The sequence below is a fragment of the Comamonas brasiliensis genome, from assembly GCF_018292285.1.
In the GTDB taxonomy this organism is placed as follows: domain Bacteria; phylum Pseudomonadota; class Gammaproteobacteria; order Burkholderiales; family Burkholderiaceae_C; genus Comamonas; species Comamonas brasiliensis.
On sequence record NZ_JAANES010000003.1, the window covers coordinates 362905 to 386260 of the forward strand.

The 23356-nt window shown below is 62.8% G+C and carries 25 protein-coding genes; 15 read left to right on the forward strand and 10 right to left on the reverse strand.

Translation table 11 applies throughout. The features are described from left to right. Window positions 1-9: 9 nt before the first annotated feature. Together lolA and DJFAAGMI_RS14300 are read right to left on the reverse strand one after the other, a co-directional pair. Window positions 10-645 carry an outer membrane lipoprotein periplasmic chaperone LolA gene (lolA, locus tag DJFAAGMI_RS14295; RefSeq protein ID WP_012837199.1) on the reverse strand — a complete coding sequence of 212 codons (636 nt, stop codon included), beginning with the start codon at window positions 643-645 and terminating at the stop codon, window positions 10-12. Between the two features lie 22 nt (window positions 646-667). Beyond that, window positions 668-3028: a DNA translocase FtsK gene (locus tag DJFAAGMI_RS14300; protein WP_211457635.1), complete on the reverse strand. Its 2361-nt coding sequence runs from the start codon at window positions 3026-3028 to the stop codon at window positions 668-670. A gap of 258 nt (window positions 3029-3286) precedes the next feature. Here DJFAAGMI_RS14300 and trxB point away from each other — a divergent pair, with 258 nt between their 5' ends. From trxB to DJFAAGMI_RS14320, 4 genes are all read left to right on the forward strand, one after another. Beyond that, window positions 3287-4240 (forward strand): thioredoxin-disulfide reductase, encoded by a 954-nt coding sequence (gene trxB, locus DJFAAGMI_RS14305; RefSeq protein ID WP_003058226.1) that lies wholly within the window; start codon window positions 3287-3289, stop codon window positions 4238-4240. 277 nt (window positions 4241-4517) lie between these two features. Further along, on the forward strand, window positions 4518-4751 hold the full coding sequence (gene rpmB, locus DJFAAGMI_RS14310) for a 50S ribosomal protein L28 (RefSeq protein ID WP_003058229.1): 234 nt from the start codon (window positions 4518-4520) through the stop codon (window positions 4749-4751). Window positions 4752-4771: 20 nt separating this feature from the next. Beyond that, on the forward strand, window positions 4772-4942 hold the full coding sequence (rpmG, locus tag DJFAAGMI_RS14315; RefSeq protein ID WP_003058233.1) for a 50S ribosomal protein L33: 171 nt from the start codon (window positions 4772-4774) through the stop codon (window positions 4940-4942). Between the two features lie 139 nt (window positions 4943-5081). Next, complete coding sequence (locus DJFAAGMI_RS14320) at window positions 5082-5843, forward strand: hypothetical protein (protein ID WP_249334325.1); 762 nt, start codon at window positions 5082-5084, stop codon at window positions 5841-5843. 15 nt (window positions 5844-5858) lie between these two features. Here the strand turns inward: DJFAAGMI_RS14320 and DJFAAGMI_RS14325 are convergent, their stop codons facing one another. After that, a complete protein-coding gene (locus tag DJFAAGMI_RS14325) occupies window positions 5859-7385 on the reverse strand; it encodes an aminotransferase-like domain-containing protein (RefSeq protein WP_249334327.1) in 1527 nt (508 codons plus the stop codon). Window positions 7386-7583: 198 nt separating this feature from the next. Here DJFAAGMI_RS14325 and DJFAAGMI_RS14330 point away from each other — a divergent pair, with 198 nt between their 5' ends. After that, window positions 7584-7979, forward strand: a complete 396-nt coding sequence (locus DJFAAGMI_RS14330) for a hypothetical protein (protein ID WP_211457637.1) — start codon at window positions 7584-7586, stop codon at window positions 7977-7979. On the opposite strand, the gene DJFAAGMI_RS14335 is transcribed toward DJFAAGMI_RS14330, so the two are convergent. Together DJFAAGMI_RS14335 and DJFAAGMI_RS14340 are read right to left on the reverse strand one after the other, a co-directional pair. Next, window positions 7954-9174: a DesA family fatty acid desaturase gene (locus DJFAAGMI_RS14335; protein WP_211457638.1), complete on the reverse strand. Its 1221-nt coding sequence runs from the start codon at window positions 9172-9174 to the stop codon at window positions 7954-7956. The genes DJFAAGMI_RS14330 and DJFAAGMI_RS14335 overlap by 26 nt on opposite strands. 123 nt (window positions 9175-9297) lie before the next feature. After that, a complete protein-coding gene (locus DJFAAGMI_RS14340) occupies window positions 9298-10629 on the reverse strand; it encodes an RsmB/NOP family class I SAM-dependent RNA methyltransferase (RefSeq protein ID WP_043003404.1) in 1332 nt (443 codons plus the stop codon). Between the two features lie 140 nt (window positions 10630-10769). Here DJFAAGMI_RS14340 and DJFAAGMI_RS14345 point away from each other — a divergent pair, with 140 nt between their 5' ends. Next, entirely contained in the window at window positions 10770-11027 is a 258-nt protein-coding gene (locus tag DJFAAGMI_RS14345) for a DUF1653 domain-containing protein (RefSeq protein WP_211457639.1), read from the forward strand. Between the two features lie 51 nt (window positions 11028-11078). On the opposite strand, the gene purN is transcribed toward DJFAAGMI_RS14345, so the two are convergent. Further along, a complete protein-coding gene (purN, locus tag DJFAAGMI_RS14350) occupies window positions 11079-11657 on the reverse strand; it encodes a phosphoribosylglycinamide formyltransferase (protein WP_043003406.1) in 579 nt (192 codons plus the stop codon). A gap of 86 nt (window positions 11658-11743) precedes the next feature. On the opposite strand from purN, the gene DJFAAGMI_RS14355 reads away from it, so the two are divergent. From DJFAAGMI_RS14355 to DJFAAGMI_RS14370, 4 genes are all read left to right on the forward strand, one after another. Next, window positions 11744-12430, forward strand: a complete 687-nt coding sequence (locus DJFAAGMI_RS14355) for a YceH family protein (protein ID WP_211457640.1) — start codon at window positions 11744-11746, stop codon at window positions 12428-12430. 233 nt (window positions 12431-12663) lie between these two features. Next, entirely contained in the window at window positions 12664-13845 is a 1182-nt protein-coding gene (locus tag DJFAAGMI_RS14360; RefSeq protein WP_211457641.1) for an acyl-CoA dehydrogenase family protein, read from the forward strand. 144 nt (window positions 13846-13989) lie between these two features. Further along, on the forward strand, window positions 13990-15105 hold the full coding sequence (locus DJFAAGMI_RS14365) for an acyl-CoA dehydrogenase family protein (protein WP_211457642.1): 1116 nt from the start codon (window positions 13990-13992) through the stop codon (window positions 15103-15105). A gap of 163 nt (window positions 15106-15268) precedes the next feature. After that, on the forward strand, window positions 15269-15763 hold the full coding sequence (locus tag DJFAAGMI_RS14370; protein WP_211457643.1) for a nucleoside deaminase: 495 nt from the start codon (window positions 15269-15271) through the stop codon (window positions 15761-15763). Between the two features lie 75 nt (window positions 15764-15838). Here DJFAAGMI_RS14370 and DJFAAGMI_RS14375 read toward each other — a convergent pair whose 3' ends face one another. The 3 genes from DJFAAGMI_RS14375 to DJFAAGMI_RS14385 form a co-directional block, all read right to left on the reverse strand. Then, window positions 15839-16786 (reverse strand): bestrophin family protein, encoded by a 948-nt coding sequence (locus tag DJFAAGMI_RS14375; protein ID WP_211457644.1) that lies wholly within the window; start codon window positions 16784-16786, stop codon window positions 15839-15841. A 221-nt stretch (window positions 16787-17007) separates the two neighbouring features. Then, a complete protein-coding gene (gene uraD, locus DJFAAGMI_RS14380) occupies window positions 17008-17562 on the reverse strand; it encodes a 2-oxo-4-hydroxy-4-carboxy-5-ureidoimidazoline decarboxylase (protein ID WP_211457645.1) in 555 nt (184 codons plus the stop codon). Window positions 17563-17630: 68 nt separating this feature from the next. Beyond that, window positions 17631-18563 (reverse strand): LysR family transcriptional regulator, encoded by a 933-nt coding sequence (locus DJFAAGMI_RS14385; RefSeq protein WP_211457646.1) that lies wholly within the window; start codon window positions 18561-18563, stop codon window positions 17631-17633. Between the two features lie 130 nt (window positions 18564-18693). Between DJFAAGMI_RS14385 and DJFAAGMI_RS14390 the strand changes: the two genes are divergently transcribed. From DJFAAGMI_RS14390 to DJFAAGMI_RS14405, 4 genes are read left to right on the forward strand one after another with little or no spacing between them, the layout of a single operon-like run. After that, the gene (locus DJFAAGMI_RS14390; RefSeq protein ID WP_043003411.1) at window positions 18694-20031 is read left to right on the forward strand and encodes an MFS transporter; all 1338 of its coding nucleotides are present in this window, start codon (window positions 18694-18696) and stop codon (window positions 20029-20031) included. Between the two features lie 14 nt (window positions 20032-20045). Continuing rightward, window positions 20046-20561, forward strand: a complete 516-nt coding sequence (locus tag DJFAAGMI_RS14395) for a hydroxyisourate hydrolase (protein WP_211457647.1) — start codon at window positions 20046-20048, stop codon at window positions 20559-20561. A 43-nt stretch (window positions 20562-20604) separates the two neighbouring features. After that, window positions 20605-20940 (forward strand): hydroxyisourate hydrolase, encoded by a 336-nt coding sequence (uraH, locus tag DJFAAGMI_RS14400; RefSeq protein ID WP_211457648.1) that lies wholly within the window; start codon window positions 20605-20607, stop codon window positions 20938-20940. Window positions 20941-20963: 23 nt separating this feature from the next. Further along, on the forward strand, window positions 20964-21452 hold the full coding sequence (locus tag DJFAAGMI_RS14405) for a nucleoside deaminase (RefSeq protein WP_211457649.1): 489 nt from the start codon (window positions 20964-20966) through the stop codon (window positions 21450-21452). 65 nt (window positions 21453-21517) lie between these two features. Here DJFAAGMI_RS14405 and DJFAAGMI_RS14410 read toward each other — a convergent pair whose 3' ends face one another. Next, on the reverse strand, window positions 21518-22075 hold the full coding sequence (locus DJFAAGMI_RS14410; protein ID WP_167006034.1) for an HNH endonuclease: 558 nt from the start codon (window positions 22073-22075) through the stop codon (window positions 21518-21520). A gap of 182 nt (window positions 22076-22257) precedes the next feature. Between DJFAAGMI_RS14410 and DJFAAGMI_RS14415 the strand changes: the two genes are divergently transcribed. Further along, on the forward strand, window positions 22258-23319 hold the full coding sequence (locus DJFAAGMI_RS14415) for a bifunctional riboflavin kinase/FAD synthetase (protein WP_211457650.1): 1062 nt from the start codon (window positions 22258-22260) through the stop codon (window positions 23317-23319). The last annotated feature ends 37 nt before the right edge of the window (window positions 23320-23356 follow it).

Below are 23356 nucleotides of genomic sequence, written 5' to 3' on the forward strand. Positions count from 1 at the left end.
GCCGCGCTTTTACTGCTTGAGCACATCGGCCCCCTTGGGCACCGTGAAGTGGAAGGTCGATGCCGGCAGCGAAGCCTGGGTTTGCAGACCCTTGAACTGCATCAGCGAGCGCTGGCCAAAGCTGTCCTCGATATCCAGCGCTGCCAGCTTGCCTTCGGGTGTGAAGCCTATGCGCACGCTCTTGAGCTGACCGCCTTTCTGCCTGGGACTGGCCAGCACCCATTCCAGACCATCGGCATCAGGCTGGTTGCCCAGCTCGAAATCGGCCTTCAAGGCCTTGAGGTCGGTGGCCGATGTCAGGATGGCCGCCGGTGTGCTGCCCAGCACCTGGGCCTGGGCGCGCTCCGTCACCTGGTTCAGGTCGGCGTCGTACAGCCACAGCGTCTTGCCGTCGGCCACGATGAGCTGCTCGAAAGGCTTGGTGTAGTTGAAGCGGAACTTGCCGGGCCGCTGGAATTCGAAGCTGCCGCTGGACACCTTGGTACGCGCTTCCTGCCCGGACTTGGGGGGCGAGGTCACGGACTGGGTGAAGTCGGCCTTGCCCGCCTGGGCGTTCTTCATGAAGGACTCAAGGCTTTTCAGACCATCAGCCATTGCAGCACTTGCGCTGCCCGCTATCAAAATTGCAGTCAAAAGACGTTTCATGACTCTCCTTCTTGTGCGCGGCTCACTCGCTGCGAGCCGGAACTAGAACATCGCGCTGCCCACTGGATGTGAGCGAGCTGACCAGGCCGGCCTTTTCCATCTGCTCGAGCAGATTGGCCGAGCGGTTGTAGCCGATGCGCAGTTTGCGCTGAACATAGGAAATGCTGGCCTTGCGGTCCTTCAGCACGATTTCGACGGCCTGATCGTACAGCTCGTCCTTTTCGCCGCCGCCCTCGCCATCGTCATCGCCACCCTCGCCGTCGACAGAACCGCCTTCCAGGATGCCTTCGATGTAGTCAGGATCGCCCTGTTCCTTGAGATAGCTGACCACACGGTGCACCTCGTCGTCGGAGACAAAAGCGCCATGCACGCGAATCGGCAGACCGGTGCCGCTGGCCATGTACAGCATGTCACCCATGCCCAGCAGGGTTTCGGCTCCCATCTGGTCCAGCACGGTGCGGCTGTCGATCTTGCTGGAGACCTGGAAGGCAATACGCGTTGGAATATTGGCCTTGATCAGGCCCGTGATCACGTCAACGCTGGGGCGCTGGGTCGCAAGAATCAGATGAATGCCGGCCGCCCGCGCCTTTTGCGCAAGGCGGGCGATGAGTTCTTCGATCTTCTTGCCCACCACCATCATCAGATCGGCCAGCTCGTCGATCACGATGACGATGTGCGGCAGGCGCTGCAGCGGCTCGGGCTCCTCGGGCGTCAGGCTGAAGGGGTTGGGAATCGACTCCTCGCGCGCCTTGGCCTCGTCGATCTTGCTGTTGTAGCCGGCCAGATTGCGCACACCGAGCTTGCTCATGAGCTTGTAGCGGCGCTCCATCTCGGCCACGCACCAGTTCAGGCCGTTGGCCGCCTGCTTCATGTCGGTAACCACAGGGCACAGCAGATGGGGAATGCCTTCATAAACCGACATTTCCAGCATCTTGGGGTCGATCATGAGCAGACGCACATCGCGCGCCTCTGCCTTGTAGAGCAGAGACAGAATCATGGCGTTGATACCCACGGACTTGCCCGAGCCGGTCGTGCCGGCAACCAGCACGTGAGGCATCTTGGCCAGATCGGCGACCACGGGATTGCCCACGATGTCCTTGCCCAGTCCCATGGTCAGCAGGCTCTTGGCATCGTGATAGACCTGCGAGCCCAGCACCTCGGACAAACGGATCGACTGGCGCTTGGCATTGGGCAGCTCCAGCGCCATGTAGTTCTTGCCGGGAATGGTCTCGATCACGCGGATCGACACCAGGGACAGCGAACGCGCCAGATCCTTGGCCAGATTGACGATCTGCGAGCCCTTGACGCCCGTGGCGGGTTCGATCTCGTAGCGCGTGATCACAGGGCCGGGCATGGCCGCAACCACACGCACTTCCACGCCAAAGTCCTTGAGGCGCTTCTCAATCAGCCGGCTGGTCATCTCCAGCGTCTCGGCAGACACCAGCTCCTGGCGCTGCTGGGCCTGGTCCAGCAGATCCACCTGAGGCAGCTTGCTGTCGAGATGATCGGTGAACAGCGGCTTCTGTCGCTCCTTGACCACCCGGGCGCTGGGCTGGCTGGCCTCCTGCAGCACGGGCTCGATGATCTGCACCGGCTGGTGCACCGGTGCCGTGATCGCGCCCTCGGTTCGGTCAAACACCACTTCCTCGCGTTCACGGGCGGCTTTCTTGCCCGCCGAGACATCCTTGGCAATTTCGCGGCGCTCACGCCCGAACTGCACCATGCCGTCCAGGCGCGCGCCCAGGCCCTCGGCCAGCTTGCCCCAGGAAAAGCCGAACACCATGGCGGCGCCCAGCACGAACAGGCAGATGCCGATCAGGCCCGAGCCGGCAAAACCCAGCCACTTGAGGGCGTTGAAGCCCATCATGTAACCAAACACGCCGCCAGCGGGGCCGGGCAGCAGGTTCTCGAAACGGTACAGGCGCGTCCATTCCAGCGCGCAGCTGGCAATCATCAGAATGGCCAGACCACCCCAGAACAGAAAGCGGCGGCGCCACAGCGGCATCAGCGCCAGAGGGCTGCCGTCCTTGTTCACCCCGCCACGCATCCAGCGCACCAGCGATGTCACCCAGGTCTGCACGGCGGCCAGCACCAGCCACCAGATGGACATGCCGAAGCCGAAGTAGCAGGCGTCGGCCAGCCAGGCCCCCACACGGCCCATCCAGTTATGTACAAACGGCCTCTGCCCGGCGCCCGAAGTGGACCAGGCTGCGTCTTGCGGCGAGTAGGTGAACATGGCCATGAGCCAGAACACCAGCGCCAGCAGGCCGATCAACAGCAAAACCTCCTGGCTGAAGCGAATCACTCCATAGCGCGGAGCGGCAGCGCGGGATTTTGATTTGCTGGAAGAAGACGCGTTCGAAGCGTTCAATGTATATGTCATACGCAGGCGCAAGCTTACCTTAGGCCCTTATCCAAGCGGTACATTCGGCCAAGACGATCGCTCAGCGTAATGCAAGCACATGCAACAAAACAGCCATACGGCAGCCCGATTCGCTTCATCACTATCATTTTTAACAATTCCGGTGATTAAAAACCGCTGCACGCGCAGACCTTGATCCGGAGCGATACTCCCACATCTTTCCAATGTTTTCATGACCGCGCGCCGGTTGTCGGCCTGCTTTTTCCAGAGTTCCGCTCCATGTCCTCTACCAAACACGCACAAGTTCTCATCCTGGGCTCCGGCCCTGCCGGCTACACCGCCGCCGTCTACGCCGCCCGTGCCAATCTCAAGCCTCTGCTGATCACCGGCATGGCCCAGGGCGGCCAGCTGATGACCACCACCGAAGTGGACAACTGGCCAGCCGACGTCATGGGCGTGCAGGGCCCCGAGCTGATGCAGCGGTTTCAGGAACATGCCGAGCGCTTCAAGACCGAAATCGTTTTCGACCACATCAACCAGGTCGACTTCTCCAAGCGTCCCTTCACCCTGACCGGCGACAGCGGCGTCTACACCTGCGACTCGCTGATCATCGCCACCGGCGCATCGGCCAAGTACCTGGGCCTGCCTTCCGAGGAAGCCTTCATGGGCCGCGGCGTTTCCGCCTGCGCCACCTGCGACGGCTTCTTCTATCGCGAGCAGCCCGTCTGCGTGATCGGCGGCGGCAACACGGCCGTGGAAGAGGCCCTGTATCTGTCCAATATCGCCAGCAAGGTCACCCTGGTGCACCGCCGCGACAAGTTCAAGGCCGAGCCCATCCTCGTGGACAAGCTGATGGACAAGGTCAAGGAAGGCAAGATCGAGCTCAAGACCCACTTCACCCTGGATGAAGTGCTGGGCGACCAGAGCGGCGTGACCGGCATCCGCATCAAGAGCACGCAGGATGGCCACACGGAAGAAGTCAAGCTGCAAGGCGCCTTCATCGCCATCGGCCACCACCCCAACACCGACATCTTCCAGGGTCAGCTGGAGCTGGAAAACGGCTACATCGTCACTCAGGGCGGCCTCAAGGGCTTTGCCACACAGACCAGCGTGCCCGGCGTTTTCGCCGCCGGCGACTGCCAGGATCATGTCTACCGCCAGGCCATCACCAGCGCCGGCACCGGCTGCATGGCGGCCCTGGACGCCCAGCGCTTCCTGGAACAGGAATCCTGATGACGCCAGGCCGCTTCGGCGTCTGAGCGACTGTTAGCGCATGTTCGGCGCAAAAGCCCTTGGGTTTGGCCAGTTTTGGCCGGCACCAGGGGCTTTTTTGCGAGAACGCTATAATCGCAGACTTTGCTGAATTCCAGGTTCGCGCTTTACCGTGCTTCGGGACTTCCGCAATCGGGCTACCGCCACCCATTACAAACTGGCGAGGTGAGGTTGTCGGCACCTCCTGCTCCTGCAGGATTCCAGAGCCGGCGGCCGATTCAACTATCGGAGTGTCCCAATGGCACGCGTATGTGAAGTTACGGGCAAGAAGCCCATGGTGGGCAACAATGTTTCCCACGCCAACAACAAGACCAAGCGTCGTTTCCTCCCCAACCTGCAATACCGCCGCTTCTGGGTGGAGAGCGAAAACCGTTGGGTGCGCCTGCGCGTTTCCAGCGCTGCTCTGCGCCTGATCGACAAGAACGGTATCGACTCCGTGCTCGCAGACATGCGCGCTCGTGGCCAAGCTTAATTTCCTGAAGGAGAAACACCATGGCTGCTAAAGGCGGACGCGAAAAGATCAAGCTGGCTTCCACTGCTGGTACCGGTCACTTCTACACAACGACCAAGAACAAGAAGACGATGCCTGAAAAGATGTCGATCATCAAGTTCGACCCCAAGGCTCGCAAGCACGTCGAGTACAAGGAAACCAAGCTGAAGTAATTCGGCCTGTTTCTTGAAAAACCGCCTCACGCAAGTGCAGGCGGTTTTTTTATGCCTTCGCCATGCCTGTCACGGTGCAAGAACCGGTGCCGCGAGCATCCCTATACTGGGCACTTTGCAACGAACAGGGATGGATCACATGAATCACAAGACGCTGAGCACATTGCTTTTTTCGCTTGCCGTGTCGCCAGCCGTCTTCGGCCAGACATTCGTCTGCCCCACGGGCCCCGGCCCCGGTCAGCGCCAGGTCGGCATGACAGGCGGCTCACCGGGTCTGGCCTCCGTGCCCGTCTGCGAACAATTCAGCAGCTCCGCGCCTGCCGCCCCCCAGCGCGCCGAACCCTCCCCTGCCGATGCCCTGGGCAGCCTGGCACGCGGCCAGCTGGAGCTGCTGCGCGAAGGCCAGGAGCTGATCAAGGAAGGACAGAGAATTGCACAAGACCCGCAGTACCAGAAGCTGCGCAAGGGCTACTGGATGTTCTCGCATGACGAGAAAAACCCGCGCTCGGGTCTTGGATGTGCGGCTATTTTTGGCAGCATGTCCGGTGCCGTTCAGCTCTCCGGCCCCACGGCCAAGCACGACGGTGCCCTGCTGACCTTTCTGGGCATGGACATTCCCCAGCCCGCCAGCCCGCGCAAGATCAGAACCACGCTGACCCAGAACCAGGACCGCCCCCAGGAGGTCGGCGCCATCAACTACACCATGTCCGGTGGCAAATGGGGAGCCATCGTCTACGCGCTGGGCGGACCCGAGGCGCTGGTCAAGGAACTGGGGGAAGAGGAGGAATCCCGCTTCAAGGTCTCCGTGGAAGGCAAGGAGGTCATCAGCACCTTCTACAAGGAGGGCAGCAAGGCCCGTGATTTCCTGCGCCAGTGCATGGCCGGTCAGCCGACGAAATAAAGACACGGGGCAGCGCTAGCTGCGCGGATTCTGCCCCAGTTGCCGGCACGCCATCTCACCCAGATCCTGCATCGCCCTCTCCATGAGTTCGTCGACCGGATGGGTGCAGGCCAGGCGCATGCAGTGCTCATACCTGCCGGAGTTGGAAAACATGCTGCCCGGCGCAATACGTATGCCGCGCGCCAGGGCTGCCGTGAACAAATCCGAGGTAGACATCTGCGCGGGGAACTCCAGCCACAGGCACAGGCCGCCGCCTGGCAGGCTCATGCGCGTGCCCAGCGGAAAATGGCGAGCCACCAGTCTGGCCATGGCCTCGCGCTGGCGCTTGAGTTGCTGCCTGAGCTTTTCCAGACTGCGCTGATGCGTGGGTGAGCCCAGCACCTCGGCCACGACCAGTTGCCCCAGCGTCTGGGTATTGCGGCTTTGCGCAAATTTCAGCATCTGGATACGGCCATGCCATTGGCCGCCATTCATCCAGCCCTGGCGCAGACCCGGCGCCAGGCTTTTGTTGAAGGCCTGGCAATAGATCACATGCCCGGAGACACTGTCCCAGGCCTTGAGCGGCTTCACCGGCAGCCCTTCGACAAACAGCCCGTAGGAGTCGTCTTCGATCAGCGCCGCCCCATGAGCTGCGCACAGGGCCACGAGTCTGGCCTTTTTTTCATCCGGCATGCGCGCGCCCAGCGGCATCTGCAGATCCGGCACCACCACCACGGCCTTCAGGCGCGGCTGGGTCTGAAAGGCCAGCTCCAGCGCCTCGATGGACATGCCGGTGCGTGGGCTGCAGGGAATCTCCAGCGTTTTCAGCTGCAGGGACTCCACCACCTGCAGCAGGCCGTAATAGGTTGGCGATTCGACGGCCACCGTATCCCCGGGGGATGCCACGGCAGCCAGCGCCAGACTCACCGCTTCGGAATTACCGGTGGTAGCCAGCACATCGGCAGGCGCCACACGGATACCGGAGGCCAGCGCCCGTCTGGCCATGGTCTGCTGAAACAGCGGGTGATTGCCCTGATTGGCCAGCAAAGAGCGCCCCTGCGAGAGCAGTGTCGGATGCTCGCGCAGCAGCCTGGTGACAGTCTTGTTCAGATAGTGATGATCGAACAAGGAAGCAGGCGGCGTGCAGCCGCCGATGTCCATATAGACCTCGGCCTGGCGGCCGCGCTCGAGCAACAGCGAAATATGCTCGTTGATGCCCACGAAATGCGCATGTGCGCCGGGAGCCAGCGGCTGGCTCAGGTCCGGCTCGCTTGTCAGAGGAATATCACCCGTCTTCGTCGCGCACACGAAGTAGCCCACACGGGGCCTGGCCTCCAGACAGCCCTGCGCTTCCAGAAAGCGCAGCACCTGCAAGGCCGTCGAGAGACTGATGTCATGCCGCACCATCAGCTCTCGCACCGACGGCATGCGCTCCCCGGGTTTCAGGCTCCCCAACTCTATGGCTGCACTGTAGTGCGCGGCCAGCCGTTGATACAGCGGCAGCAGCACAACGCTTGCCGCATCATCGACAGGCTGTGATTCGGAGATGGTGGAAGTCAGCATGATGACAAAAACGCAGGGCCGGACAGGCATCATGCCAGCAAGCTCTGTTCTGCAACAGATACAGATTGTCAGCAAACACAGCAGAACAGATGCACCGGAATCCGCGCTGCTACGCCTGCATAGAACGCTTGCTGTGCCTGTTCTGCCAAGCCGCTCTTCCCTACGCTTGAGGGCCTGAATCACAGACCTCCAGCCACCATGTCACAGCCGGACCTCACCCCGAAAACACATAGCCTCAACAGCGGCCAGGCCGCATCGCTGCTGTTTGAACCAGGCAGCGAACTGTTCTGCCAGCAGGGGCCGCTGCGTCTGGCCATAGGGCCACTGAGCTTTACCGACAATCACTTCGGCCAGCTCATGGTGCTGCAAACCGGGCAAAGCTGGCGTTGCCCCAGCCGCACCTGGGTGCAGCTGAGCACGCCGGCGGGCGCGGCCTGGATTCAATATCCGGCGGCGCAGATACAGCAAAGCCGCCCCCACCCGAACAGGGCAGCCAGGCGGCTTGAAGAGGGAAAAGGCCTGAGCCTCGCGCTTGCCAGAATCTGGCAGCAGCTAGGCAAGCTCACCCTCAGACGTGGGCAGCGCGCAGCTTGACGGAGAAATCCTTGAGTGCCGCGATGCCGCTGGCTTCGGCACGCTGGCACCAGGCCTGCAGCTGGCTTGTCAGCTGCTCGCGGCTCAGGCTGGTGTTGAGCCACAGCTGACGCAACTCTTCACGCATGACCAGCATCTGGTCAATCACCGGGTGCGCAGCGCGCGCCTGCGCCAGCTGGCCCTGGGCACGCTCGGGTACCTTGTCGGCATCGCGGTGCAGCCAGCGTTGCACGCCCTTGAGCAGGGAAACATCCGACTTCTGCGCCTGCTTCTGCTTGAGCAGATCCAGCTCGTGCTGAACCGCCGTGCGCACGCCGCGCGCATAACGGGCCATGACCTCGTAGCGATTGGCAATGACGGCTTCCAGCGTCAGCTCGTCAGCCACGGGCTTGACGGCGCCCATGCGCAGGCGCGGCGGGGTCTTCTTGACCTTGGCCCAGCCCAGCTTCTGCATCAGGCTGATATAGACCCAGCCGATATCGAACTCATAGGGCTTGACGGAGAACTTGGCCGAAGTGGGAAAGGTATGGTGGTTGTTGTGCAGCTCTTCGCCGCCGATGATGATGCCCCAGGGCACCAGATTGGTGGAGGCATCCGTCGCCTCATAGTTGCGATAGCCCCAGAAATGCCCCACGCCGTTAACCACGCCCGCAGCCCAGAATGGAATCCAGACCATCTGCACGGCCCAGATCGACAGGCCGATCGCGCCGAACAGCGCCACATTGAGGATGAGCATCAGCGAAGGGCCCATCACCGAATGGCGATAGATATTGCGCTCCATCCAGTCGTCGGGCGTGCCGTGACCGTATTTCTTGAGCGTTTCCTCGTTCTTGGCCTCGGCGCGGTAGAGTTCGGCACCTTCGCGCATCACCTTGGCCAGACCGCGCGTCTGCGGGCTGTGCGGGTCATCCGCGGTCTCGCACTTGGCGTGGTGCTTGCGGTGGATGGCCACCCACTCCTTGGTCACCATGCCCGTGCCCAGCCAGAGCCAGAACCGGAAGAAATGCGAGGGAACAGGCCCCAGATCCAGCGCCCGGTGCGCCTGGCTGCGGTGCAGAAAGATCGTGACACCCGCAATCGTGAAATGGGTGGTGATCAGGGTGTAGAGCAGCAGTTGCCACCACGACAGATCCCACAGGCCATTGGCCATCCAATCCACGACGGCATTCCAGATCGAGGCTATATCCAGCGACATAAATAACAAAGCCTTTGGCAAAAAACCGCACTCACCCGATAAGCACGGTCGTGCCATTTTAGGCGAGACGCCGATCAATCTGCTGCCGATTTCCCGGCAGCAGATACCGGATTTGCACCGAAGTTACGCCTTTTTCACCCAAACAGCGGCGAAAAATCCGTCAGTCTCGTGCTGGTGCGGCCACAGGCGCAGGTAGCGCCTGCCTTCGTCACCGCCGCTGCAGAGCTTGTCGCCGTCGGCAATCTTGAGTTGCTCCAGCACCTCGCCCGCGTCCAGCGGAACGAACTCTGGGTGAGCGGCGCTGAAGGCTTCGGCAATGGCTTCGTTTTCCTGCGGCAGGATGGAGCAGGTGGCATAGATCAGACGGCCGCCGGCCTTGACCAGACGGGCGCTGCTTTCCAGGATGGCCGCCTGTTTCTGCGTCAGCTCCTGCACGGCCTTGACGCTCTGGCGCCACTTGAGGTCGGGGTTGCGGCGCAGCGTACCCAGGCCCGAGCAGGGAGCATCGACCAGCACGCGGTCGATCTTGCCGGCCAGACGCTTGACGCGCTCATCGCGCTCATGGGCAATCGCAGCAGGGTGGACATTCGAGAGACCCGAGCGTGCCAGACGCGGCTTGAGCGCATCAAGGCGATGGCCCGAGACATCGAAGGCATACAGACGACCGGTATTGCGCATGGCCGCGCCAATGGCCAGGGTCTTGCCGCCGGCACCGGCGCAAAAGTCCACCACCATTTCGCCGCGCTTGGCGTCCAGCATCAGGGCCAGCAGCTGCGAGCCTTCGTCCTGCACCTCGATGGCACCGCGGTTGAAGGCATCGACCTTGGCCAGCGCAGGCTTGCCGTCCACACGCAGACCGATGGGCGAGAACGGTGTGGGCTCGGCCTTGATGCCGGCCTTTTCCAGTTCCTTGCGCAGATCGGAGCGCTTGTCGTTGAGCGTGTTGACGCGCAGATCCAGCGGAGCGGCCTGCTCCATGCTGGCAGCCAGTGTCCAGAACTCATCGCCCAGCTGGGCCTTGAGCGGCTCGACCAGCCATTCGGGAAGATTGTGGCGGTGCGCCTCCATCAGCTCTTCGGGCTTGACGCCGTCGCAGGCAGCCAGCCACTTGAGTTCCTGGGGCGTCAGCGCAGCCTTGATAAAGGTCTCGCTATCCTGGCCGTCCTTGTTCTTGACCTTGCCTTCCTTCTTGGCCTGCTCGCGCAGTACGGCGGCAAAGCCCAGAATGGCCAGCCGGCGCTCGCGTGCGCCGCTGCCCGAATGCGCGAGCGCTTCGAACAGCAGCTTCTTGCGCAGCACGGTGTAGACGGTTTCAGCCAGGGTGGCGCGCTCGCGCGGGCCCAGATAGCGGTTTTCGCGGAAAAAGCGGGACACCACGGCATCGGCCGGGTGTTCAAATGTCAGGGCACGCTTGACGAGTTCAGAGCAAGCGTCGAGAAGGGCTTTGGGATGCATGGGCGCAATTGTCCCACTCTCGCCCTGGCCCTGGCTGACACCAGAAATCTATGACGCCGGCCTGCCCCAAGCGATTCATAGTAAAAACAGGCTCCAGCCCTTTTCCTTCAAGCGCTGACAGCTCATATTTTAAAAGCATCATGTCCGACCACGATCTGCCTGCACTCATCACCACCGAGCCCGGTCTCTACGAACACTACAAAGGCATGCGCTATGAAGTCATAGCCACCGTGCGCCACAGCGAAACGCTGGAGCCCATGACGCTTTACCGCGCGCTCTATGGCAAGCATGGCCTGTGGGTGCGCCCTGCGGCCATGTTCAACGAAACGGTTGTGATCGACGGCGTGGAGCAGCCGCGCTTTCGCCGCCTGCCTGTCGAGCCGCAAAAATCAAGCTGAAATAAGTCTCAATCGCTTACCCGACAAGCGATTGAAGCTATCAAATCTGAATCAACCCTTGATCAGATTGAGCACAGCCTGCGGATAGATGATGTGCTCCTGCTCCAGCACGCGCGCGGCAAGCAGCTCGGCGGTGTCTCCTTGCAGCACGGGCACCACGGCCTGCTCCAGGATGGGGCCCACGTCGAGCTCGGCCGTCACGCGATGCACAGTGCAACCCGCAAACTTGCAGCCCGCATCGATGGCACGCTGATGGGTGTGCAGACCGGTGAACGCTGGCAGCAGCGAGGGATGGATGTTGATCAGCCGGCCCTCATAGTGCGCAACAAAGCCTGGCGTAAGAATGCGCATGAAACCGGCCAGCACCACCAGAGCGGGGGCATGACGGTCGATGACCTGCGCCAGCTCGGCATCAAAGGCCTCGCGGCTGTCGAACTGCTTGTGATCCAGCACCTCGGTGGCGATGCCGTTGTCCCGCGCGAACACCAGGCCTTGGGCATCGGCCTTGTTGCTCACCACGGCGCTCACGCGGGCGTTGTACTGCTTTGCCCAGTTCTGCTGCTGGGATGCACGCACAATGGCAGCCATGTTCGAGCCGCCGCCCGAGATGAGGATCACGATGTTTTTCATGGGCGGCGATTGTCGCATTGACGGACAAACCCTATCGGGTTTGCACCAGTTCCTGTGCGCTGCCCTAAGACTTTCGAGGAGATCCCATGCCGTTTGACCCACGCAACACCCCTTTGAGCGCCATCGAAGCCCGCGTTCTGGCCACGCTGATGGAAAAGGCCCGCACCGTGCCCGACAGCTATCCGCTCACGCTCAACAGCCTGGTCACGGGCTGCAACCAGAAGTCCAGCCGCGACCCGGTGATGGAGGTCAGCGAGGGCGAAGCCCAGGAGGCACTGGACAGCCTGCGCCTCAAGACCCTGTCGGTGCAGATCAGCAGCGTGCGCTCCACGCGCTGGGAGCACAACTTCCCGCGCGGCATTGGCGTCCCCGACCAGTCCGCCGTGCTGCTGTCCCTGCTGATGCTGCGTGGCCCCCAGACCGCTGGCGAGCTGCGCATCAACTCCGAGCGCTGGCACCGCTTTGCCGACATCTCCTCGGTCGAGGCCTTTCTTGACGAACTGCGCGAGCGCAGCGAAGAAAAAGGCGGTCCGCTGGTCGTGCAGCTGCCCCGCGCGCCCGGAGCCCGTGAACAGCGCTGGGCCCACCTGCTTTGCGGTCCGGTGGATGTCAACGCCCTGGCAAGCACCAGCAGCGCCAGCACAGGCGGCAATGCATCGGCCCTGCAGCAGCGAGTGGATGCACTCGAAGCCGAAGTCGCCCAGCTGCGCGCCACCGTGCAGATGCTGTGCGAATCGCTGGGCGTGGAGCCGCCTGCTGCCCCGGATGAATAAACCCAGACAAAATTTGATAGCTGCCAGCCTTTATCCAGCAAGCTCTGGCGGCCTTTTCATTACAAACGGCCCGCCGGTACCAAAAACTGGCGCACGCCAAGCAAAGGAAAGAAGGCAGGCGCAGCCGCTCAGGAGGTGCTCATCCCTGGGGTTTCCCACCATTTGTCGCAACCCGGACAGCCTGAAAAAGAACGTGCGTGCTACAAATCTCCAGCATTTGCAGGAGACAACGCATGGACTTGGCATTCACCCCTGAAGAACAGGCTTTTCGCGAAGAGATCCGCAGCTGGGTGCGGGCAAATCTGCCCGAGGATATTGCGCACAAGGTGCGCAACGATCTGCACTTGACGCGCGACGACATGCAGCGCTGGGCCAAGATTCTGGGCAAAAAAGGCTGGCTCGGCTACGGCTGGCCCAAGGAATTCGGCGGCCCCGGCTGGAGCGCCGTACAAAAGCATCTGTTCGAGGAAGAATGCGCACTTGCCGGCACGCCGCGCATCGTGCCCTTCGGCCCCGTGATGGTGGCGCCGGTGATCATGGCCTATGGCACACCGGAGCAGCACCGGCGCTTTCTACCCGGCATCGCCAGCGGCGAAGTCTGGTGGAGCCAGGGCTATTCCGAACCGGGCTCGGGCTCGGACCTCGCCAGCGTCAAGACCCGCGCCGAACGCGTGGGTGACAAATACATCGTCAACGGCCAGAAGACCTGGACCACGCTGGGCCAGTACGGCGAGTGGATCTTCTGCCTGGTGCGCACCAGCAACGAGGGCAAGCCCCAGACCGGCATCAGCTTCCTGCTGGTCGACATGAAGTCGCCCGGCGTGACCGTGCGCCCCATCAAGCTGCTGGACGGCTCGCATGAGGTCAACGAGGTCTTTTTCGACAATGTGGAAGTGCCTGCCGACCAGCTGATCGGCGAGGAAAACAAGGGCTGGACCTATGCCAAGCACCTGCTCAGCCACGAGCGCACGAACATTGCCGATGTGAACCGTGCCAAGCGCGAGCTGGAGCGCCTCAAGCGCATCGCCAAGACCGAAGGCGTCTGGGAAGACCAGCGCTTCCGTGATCAGATCGCCTTGCTGGAGATCGATGTGATCGCGCTGGAAATGCTGGTGCTGCGCGTGCTGTCGGCCATGAAATCGGGCAAGAACCCGCTGGACATCGCCGGCCTGCTCAAGATCAAGGGCAGCGAGATTCAGCAGCGCTACTCCGAGCTGATGATGCTGGCCGCCGGCCCTTATGCCCTGCCCTATATCCAGGAGGCCATGGAAGCCGGCTACCAGGGTGAGTTTCCCGGCGACGTGCTGGGCAATGCGCCGCTGGCCGCGACCTACTTCAATATGCGCAAGACCACCATCTATGGCGGCTCCAACGAGGTGCAGCGGAACATCGTCGCGCAGACGGTGCTGGGCTGATTCCGAACTGGCGGCAGCGCGGATATTTCGCTTGCGCGAACTCGCACTGCCACCCCGCGCCCCCTCCGGGAGGGGGTTCTTGCTAGAGCTTCGCTGAATGTGATTGTGCGCAAAGCGCACTCGCTTCGGCAGCAGGAGACAAATATGGATTTCGACTTTTCCGACGACCAGCAGCAACTGCGCGATGCCGTGGCCCGCTGGGTGGACAAGGGCTATACCTTCGAGCGCCGCCAGAGCATTGCCAAGCAGGGCGGCTTCTCGCGCGAGGTCTGGAACGAGCTGGCCGAACTGGGCCTGACAGCCCTCACGGTGCCCGAGCAATATGGCGGCCTGGGCCAGAGCGCGGTCGATGTGATGGTGGTCATGGAGGAGCTGGGCCGCGGTCTGGTGATGGAGCCGCTGACCCAGGCTTTCGTGGCCTCCGCCCTGCTCGGCCAATTTGGTGACGAAGCCGTCAAGCAAGCCTGGCTGCCCCGTATCGCCAGCGGTGAAAAGCTGGTGGTGCTCGCATCGCAGGAGCGCAAGGCGCGCTACCAGATTGATGTTTGCGCCGCAAAAGCCTCCAAATCCGGCGATGGCTATACGGTAGATGCCAGGAAAAACATTGTTCCTGCAGGCGACCAGGCCGACGCCTTCATCGTGCCGGCACAGCTTGACGGCAAGATTGCGCTCTTCCTCGTCGAGAACGGCCGCGAGGGCGTGAGCAGCAAACCCTATGCCACCCAGGACGAAGGGCGCGCGGCCGATCTGGTCTGCCATGGTGCATCGGCCACCCTGATCACCACCAACGGCGTGGCAGCCCTCACCCTGGCACAGGATGTGGCCAATGCCGCGCTGTGCGCCGAAGGTGTGGGCGTGATGGAGCAGACGCTCAAGCTCACCACCGAGTACATGAACCAGCGCAAGCAGTTCGGCGTGGTGATCTCCAGCTTCCAGGCCCTGCGCCACCGCGTGGCCGACATGAAGATGCAGCTGGAGCTGGCCCGCTCCATGAGCTACTACGGCACGCTCAAGCTGGTGGCGCCCGCCGAGGAGCGCCATGTCGCCATCGCTCGCGCCAAGGTGCAACTGGGTCAGTCCATGCGGTATGTGGGCCAGCAGGCCGTGCAGCTGCATGGCGGCATCGGCGTGACGGACGAATATGTGGGCAGCCACTATTTCAAACGCCTGACCCAGATGGAGATGACGGGCGGCGACACCTTGCACCACCTGGGCACGGTATCGGCCCATATGCAGGACAGCGCCGGCGTCTTTGCCTAAAAGCCTGCATCAACATTCATCAAAATCACGGCAACTGCATTCAACCCAAAACTAAAAGTCAACAGCACGCTTCGGCGTGCTGTTTTGCTTCCTGCATGCACTATGGGCCCTATGGCTCTTCCTATGATTCTTGCGCCACTCACAAGAATCAAAGGAGACATGTATGAGCAAGCAAGACAGCGAAAAGTATCTGCTGGAGTCCATCCGCCTGGCCATGGGCAATGTCAAGGGCCGCGAATCCGCGACCTGGCCCTTCGGTGCCGTGCTGGTGCGTGACGGCAAGATCCTGGCGCGCGCCGTCAACCAGGTCGATGATCTGTGCGATCCCTCGGCCCACGCCGAGATGCAGGCACTGCGCATTGCCGCCAAGGCCCTGGGCAGCACGGATCTGTCCAGGTCGGTCATGTATGCCAGCGGCTATCCCTGCTCCATGTGCCACACCGCCATGCTGCTGGCCGGCGTGAAGCAGGTGTATTTCGCCTACTCCAACGAAGACGGCGAGCCCTACGACCTGTCGGCTGCGCGCGGCTATGAGGAGCTGGCCCGACCCGAAGGCCGGCGCGAACTGCCCGTCATCGGCCACCGCGTGCGCGATGCCGGCGAGGACCTGTACCAGGCCTGGCAAAAGGCCGTGGACGAGGATCGCGCCACGGTCTAGGCGGCATTGGCGCCAGGCGCCATCAAAAAACAAAGCCCTGAATGATGAGTTCAGGGCCTTGCATTGCGGAGAGTCTCAGGTCAGCAGATAGTCCACCGGCTTGAGCGGTGCCGGCACCTGGGGGTCGCCCAGCGACTGGCTGAGGCTGATCTCGATGCTGCGGCAGATGCTGTCCAGCGCCAGATCGTTGCTTTCCATGCCGAACGGCTCCTCCAGCTCATCACCCAGCACATCGAGGCCGTAGAAGGTATAGGCCACGATGGCCACGACAAACGGCGTCATGAAGCCCGTGATGTCCACCAGACCGAACGGCAGCAAAAAGCAGTACAGATGGGCCGTACGGTGCAGCAGCAAGGTGTAGGAAAACGGAATCGGCGTGTTGCGGATGCGCTCGCAAGAGGCTGCGGCCGTCGTGAAGCCGTTGAGCGTGCGGTCCAGCTCCACGGCCAGGCAGGGGTCTATGCGTCTGTCGCGCACGCACTGCCCCAGATCCTGGCCCATGGCCAGCATCAGCGCATCGGTGCGCTGATTCAGTGGCAGCAGCTGCAGGCGCTGCCACTCGGCATGGGTCAGCCACTGCTGGGCGGCCACATCGTCCTTGAGGCCGCGCAGCTGGGCCCGCAGCACATGAGAAAAAGCCACGGCCCGGTGCACCATGCGCACCCGTACATCGTTGGCCCGCTGGCGCGGGTCCACGGGGTGATCGAGTTCGATCAGGCTCAGGCACTGGCGCGCCAGCGTGCGTGCATAGATCACGATCTCGCCCCAGAGCTTGCGCCCCTCCCAGTAGCGCGCATACGCGGTGTTGTTGCGAAAGCCCAGAAAAATCGCCAGCGGCAGACCGATCAGGGTGAACGGAATCGGTGTGATGGGAATCTTGGTGTGAAACAGCGTGCCATGCGCAACGGTGACGATGATGGCCAGCACGATATTGACGGCGAGCACGCCTTTGATGCGTTGCAGCACCGAGCCCCGGACAATCCACAGCAGCTTGAAGCCCGACGGGCGATCTCTGACGATCATGAAAACGAGAAATGAGGTCTAAACCCGAATTCAATCACAAGCATGCGGGGATTTCAGCCAGCGCAGAGAACTCCCACTGCGGCAGTAGGCAGCCTGGGCCGCGCCAGCACGATCCATGCGGCATCTGCTGCACATGGGCAGCAAACCCCGACATATGGTGCCAACCCGCCATCCAGCATAAGAAAAGCCCCGCATTGCGGGGCTTGGGCGGCGATAGGGGCTCAAGCAGCCTGCAGGCTGCTGGCACTACTCACGCGTTGCGACAGGCGCAGACGGCTGATGAAGCCGATCTGGCGCAGGGCTTCGGCAAACTCCTGCTCGGTGCCGCGCTCGGCACGCGAGGCCAGCTCGGCAAACAGGCCGGCGCGCGTGTAGTGGCGCACGCAGGCGATGAAGGGAAAGCCATGGCGCGTGCGATAGGCCTGGTTCAGCTCGGCCAGACGCTCTCCCTGCTCCTGCGCCAGATCCCCCAGGCCCGCGCTTTGCTGCTCCTGCTGGGAGTCAACGGTCAGCGTGCCGGAACGCACGGCGCTGACCGACAGCTCGGGGTGGCCACAGAGAAAGCGCAGGGTCTGCTCGCGCGGGCTGCCATGCACGGCGGCCAGCATGGCCTGGTGCAGTGCGTCCAGGCTGGCGAAGGGGCGCTGCTGCGCGGCCGCCTCGGCCACCCAGGGGGCGTATTCGAAAACCTCGCCGAGCGCGGCCGCAAAGGCCGCCTGCGTCATGGTGTTGAGCTCGTCGAGCGTGGGGATGGAGGGGGTAGTGGTGCTGGTCATGAGGCCAGTGTAGGAAGCGCGTTTGCCGCCTCACAGTGCTGGCTTGTTATAGCCCGTATAGCAGCCGGCTACGTCGTTGTCGTCAGCACCTGCGAGGCCTGATTCAGCAGGGCGCGCAGCCAGATGTGGGAGGCATCCCGGTGCCGGGACGAATGCCAGAGCTGGTAGAAGCGCATGACGCGGTTGCCCATGGGCAGAGGCACCATGGCCAGCGGCAGCCGCCTGGCGTGATAGGCCGCGAAATGGCGGCTGGTGGTCAGCAGCAGATCGGTGCCCACCAGCAGGTCCGGCGCCATCGAGAAATGCGAGCATTGCACGCGGCCGTCACGGCTCACGCGCATGGTGCCCAGACTGCTTTCCACCACGCCGCGCTGATCGGGCGAGTAAGGCGTGAACACCACATGCGCAGCCTGCAGATAGTGCTCGGCCGTGAGCCGGCCCGGCTGCGCCAGAGGATGCTTTTCATCGAGCAGGCAGACCACCTCGTCCTCGAGCAGCGTGGACATGTGCAAATGCTCAGGCGGACTCGGCCAGTTGCCGATGACGATATCCACCTCGCCGCTTTGCAGGGCCTGCTCGTAGTCGAAGTTCTGGCCCAGCGGCAGCAGGACCAGTCTCGCGCCCGGAGCCTGCGCACGCATGAGCTGGACCACGCGCGCCATGAAGGGCGGCGCCAGATAGTCGGGCATGGCGATGGTGAAGCGCAGCTGGGTGGTCTCGGCCACAAATTCCTTGCCGACGCTCAGCAGACCGTCGATCAGCCCCAGCGCCGCACGTGCCTGCTCCACCGCCTGGAGCGCACGCGCCGTCGGCACCATGCGGTTCTTGTCCCGCACCAGCAGCGGGTCGTTGAAGATGGCCCGCAAGCGCCGCAGCGCCGCGCTGATGGCCGGCTGTGACTGATTGAGGCGTATTGCCGCGCGCGACACGCTTTTCTCGCTGATCAAGGTGCACAGCACGCGCAGCAAATAGGTATCGAACGGTTCTTCGCTGCGAGACACGTGTTTTCCCTAGAGATATGCATTTTGCTATGCGGCTCATAGCAGGCGCTTAGTTTCGCATATCGCCACAAGTCGCGACCATGCAAGTGTCCGCAAACCCAACAACAAATTTCCGAGACAAGGACTTGCCATGAGTGCTCATCATGTGCCGATCAGCGGCACCGCTGCTTCCGTCGATCAGGTCGACGCCACCTATTCCAAGATTTCCTGGCGCCTGCTGCCCTTCCTGGGCGTGCTGTGGGTGCTGGCCTGGTTGGACCGCGTCAACATCGGCTTCGCCAAGCTGCAGATGCTCGACGACCTGAAGTTCAGCGAAGCCGTCTACGGCCTGGGCGCCGGCATCTTCTTCATCGGCTACTTCCTGTTCGAAGTGCCGTCCAACATGTTGCTGCAGAAGATAGGCGCCAAGAAGACGGTGATGCGCATCACCATAGGCTGGGGCCTGATCTGCATCCTCCAGGCCTGGGTGACGACACCGACCCAGTTCTACATCCTGCGCTTTCTGATGGGCGTGTTCGAGGCCGGCTTCTACCCCGGCATCATCCTCTATCTGACCTACTGGTATCCGTCCAAGCGCCGCGCCAAGGCCTTCGGCACCTTCATGTCGGCCTCGGCCATCGCCGGTGTCATCGGCGGCCCGCTGGCCGGCGGCATCATGACCTGGGCGGCAGGCGCGCACGGCATGCACGGCTGGCAATGGCTGTTCATCATCGAAGGCATCCCCTCGGTACTGGCCGGCATCTTTGCCTACTTCTACATGACCGATCGTCCAGAGGAAGCCAAATGGCTCACCGATACGGACCGCGCCGTCGTGCGCCAGCAGCTCGAGATCGACCAGAAGGCCCAGGGCGAACGCCACAGCGACTGGCGCACCCTGTTCGGCAACCCCATGGTGTGGCTGCTGATCGCGGTGTTCTTCTGCCTGCTGTGCGCCAACTCCACGTTGACCTTCTGGATTCCCACCGTGATTCGCGAAGCGGGCTTCACCTCGCCCATGCAGGTGGGCTGGATCGCCGGTGCCGCCTATCTGCTCGGCGCGGCCGGCATGATCATCAACGGTCGCCACTCCGACCACCGTGGCGAGGTGCGCTGGCACTTTGCGGGCTCTGTCCTGCTGGGCGCCGCAGGCATGCTGGCCCTGGCCGTCACCATGGGCATGGACAGCATCCCCGTGATCGTGGCGCTGACAGCCATGGTCCTGGCATTGGTGGGCACCATGAGTGCGATTCCCGTCTTCTGGCAGATGCCCAATATGCTGCTCAGCGGCGGCGCAGCCGCAGTGGGCGTGGCGCTGATCAACTCGGTGGCCAATCTGGCCGGCTTCGGCGCCCCTTATCTGATGGGCGTGATCAAGGCCTCTACCGGCAAGGTCGCCCCGGGCCTGTACCTGGTGGCCATCGTGGAAGCCCTGGCAGCGGTTCTCGCCATCGCCTTCGTCGCCCGCATCCAGCGCCGCAAGAACGCCTGAAGGAGTCATCCCGCATGCATTCCACACCCACATCAACCCCGTCGCGCCGGCAGTTCGCACTCTCGGGCCTGGCGCTCGGCGCCTCGGCCCTGACGGGCACACACGGCGCACTGGCCGCCGACAAGGCCCCGGTAGCGCCCGCCCAGGCCACCGGCCCCATCGTGCTGCATGGCGTCAGCCCGCGCCTGACCATGCATGCCGTGGACACCTTCCATGGTTCTGCGGCCACGGGCTTGCGCATCGACTTCTCGCGCTTCGACGGCGAGACCTATGTGCCGATACGCAGCTTTGTCGTGAATGCCAACGGCCGCGCCGACGAACCGCTGTTGATCGACGACAGCTACCGCAGCGGCCGCTACGAAATGCTGCTGCATGTGGACGAGTACTTTGCGGTCAAGGGCGCCAGGCTGCCGCGCCCGGCCTTTCTGTCCAAGGTGCCGGTGCGCTTCCAGATCGTGAACACGGCAGAGCGCATCCACCTGCCCATTCAGTTCGGCCCCTGGAGCTACACCTATTCGCGCGGCAGCTGAGCCGCCATACCCGCGCTCTATCGCAACCCACCGAAAGACCACCATGGCAGGCATCAGCACCCATGTACTCAACCTCACCAACGGACGTCCCATCGCCGGCATGCGGGTGGAACTCTACGACGTGGCGCAGACCCCGGCGCAGCGCCTGAGCAGCACCCGCACCAATGCCGACGGCCGCACCGACGCCCCCATGCTGCCCGCCGCCGCGGCCCGCACCGGGGACTTCGAGCTGCGCTTTTACACGGGCGAGCATTTCAAGGAGCCCACGGCGCTGTCGGAAGAAGTGCTGGTGCGCTTTTCCATCTTCGACGCGGCCCAGCACTACCACGTGCCCATGCTGTGCTCGCCGTGGTTCTTCAACACCTACCGCGGCAGCTGATTTTTACCAAGGAGAACAACTCTATGAACAACGAAAACGACAGCGGCAAATACCTGCTTGAATCCATTCGCCTGGCCATGGGCAATGTCAAGGGCCGCGAATCCGCGACCTGGCCCTTCGGCGCCGTGCTGGTCAGGGACGGCCAGGTGCTGGCCCGCGCCGTCAACCAGGTCGACGAGCTCTGCGACCCTTCGGCCCACGCTGAGATGCAGGCCCTGCGTATAGGCGCCAAGGACCAGGGCAGCACCGATCTGTCGGGAGCCATCATGTATGCCAGCGGCTACCCCTGCTCCATGTGCTACACGGCCATGCTGCTGGCCGGCGTGAAGCAGGTGTACTTCGCCTACTCCAACGAAGACGGCGAGCCCTACGATCTGTCGGCCGCGCGCGGCTATGTGGAACTGGCCAAGCCCGAAGACCAGCGCGAGATGGCCCTGATCGGCCAGCGCGTGCGCGATACGGGCGAAGATCTTTACGAAGCCTGGCAAAAAGCCGTCGCCACCACCGCCTGATCTCCTGCCTGCGTCCTCTCTTCACAGCCCCGCGCGTTCCAGCCCGGGGCTTTTTTCATGCCTTTTCAGCTGCGCCAGCGCGATCCACGCGGCACATGGGCTACGAGAAACTCCATCTGGTCGGCCAGAATGCGGCGGTTTCTCAGGATGAAATCCTCCCACAGCGTGGGCGTGTAGGGCGTGTAGAGCAGGGGCATGCGAGCCTGCTCCGGCGTTCTGGCCCCCTTGCGGTGGTTGCAGGCGCGGCAGGCCGTGACCAGATTCATCCAGCTGTGCTGTCCGCCTGTGCTCACGGGGACAATGTGCTCGCGAGTGAGATCGCCCTCGTGGAATTGCCGCCCGCAATAGGCGCAGACACAGCGGTCGCGTGCAAAAAGCTTGCCGTTCGTCAGCCCCGGCAGCAACTCGTGCGGGTTGATGTTCGGCATGCCCTTGGTGCCGATGATGGAGTTGATGTGAATGACTGACTGCTTGCCGGTCACCGCATTGTGGCCACCACGAAAACAGGCGATTTCGACACCGGCTTCCCAGCGCACCTCTTCTGCTGCGTAATGCAGCGCCGCCTGCTCCAGCGTTACCCAGGACTGCGGCAGCCCCTGGGCTGTCAGCTTCAAGACTTTCACAACCAGCCTCCATACAGTCAAACATCGACCACGGAAAACGGACAAGCGTCTTGGCGCTTTTGGGCACACTCATGCAGCCTGCACGGCTGCCTGATTTGAAGCAATATACTCTGAAACTATGTCAAATTGACGGCTTGTGTCGCATGCATCGGCGCCAGTTGCTATAAAGAACGAAGCAGTCCATGAAGATTTTCCGCGGTATCAATCATCCCGGCCTGGCCCCGGCCTGCGCTGTGACCATTGGCAATTTTGATGGTGTACACCGGGGACATCAAGCCATGCTGGGCCTGCTCAAGGCCGAGGCAGCCCAGCGCGGCATCCCCAGCTGCGCCATGACCTTCGAGCCGCACCCGCGCGACTACTTTGCCAAGAAGCTGGGCAAGCCTGAGATGGCCCCGGCCCGCGTGGGCACGCTGCGGGACAAGCTCAGCCAGCTCGAGGTCTGCGGCGTCGATCAGGTCGTGATCCTGCCCTTCAACCAGGCCCTGGCCAGCCAGAGCCCCGAAGACTTCATTCAGGATGTGCTGATCTCGGGCCTGGGCGCCAAATACGTGCTGGTGGGCGACGACTTCCGCTTCGGCGCCAGGCGCGCCGGTGATTACGCCATGCTGGACAACGCCGGTCAGGCCCTGGGCTTTGATGTGGCCCGCATGAACAGCTATGAAGTCCATGGCCTGCGCGTCTCCAGCACGGCCGTTCGCGAGGCACTGGCCGCCGGCGACATGCAGCAGGCCGCCAAGCTGCTGGGCCACCCCTATCGCATCTCCGGCCATGTGGTGCACGGTCGCAAGCTGGGCCGCAAGCTGGCCGAATCCAAAAGCGGAGCCGAGGACGGCTTTCGCACACTGAATCTGCGCTTCGACCACTGGAAGCCTGCCGCCAGCGGCATTTTTGCCGTGCTGGTGCATGGTCTGACGGACAAGCCGCTGCAGGGCGTGGCCAACCTCGGCGTGCGCCCCTCGCTGGACCCCAACGACATCAACGGCGGGCGGGTGCTGCTGGAGACCCACTGTTTCGATTGGCCCGCCCAACTGGGTGGAGAAGGTGCCTACGGTAAAATCATCCGCGTGGAACTTCTGCACAAACTGCACGACGAGCTGAAGTATGACAGTCTCGATGCCCTGACGGTCGGCATCGCCAAGGACTGCGATGACGCGCGCGCGTTTTTCGCCTCGGCCCACATACCGTCCCATACCTCGTCGCACACAGAGACCCGTCGCCAGACCACGCGCGACCGAATTTGACGCTCGCTGCTCGCACGTCCCAGGCGCAGCAGCGCAC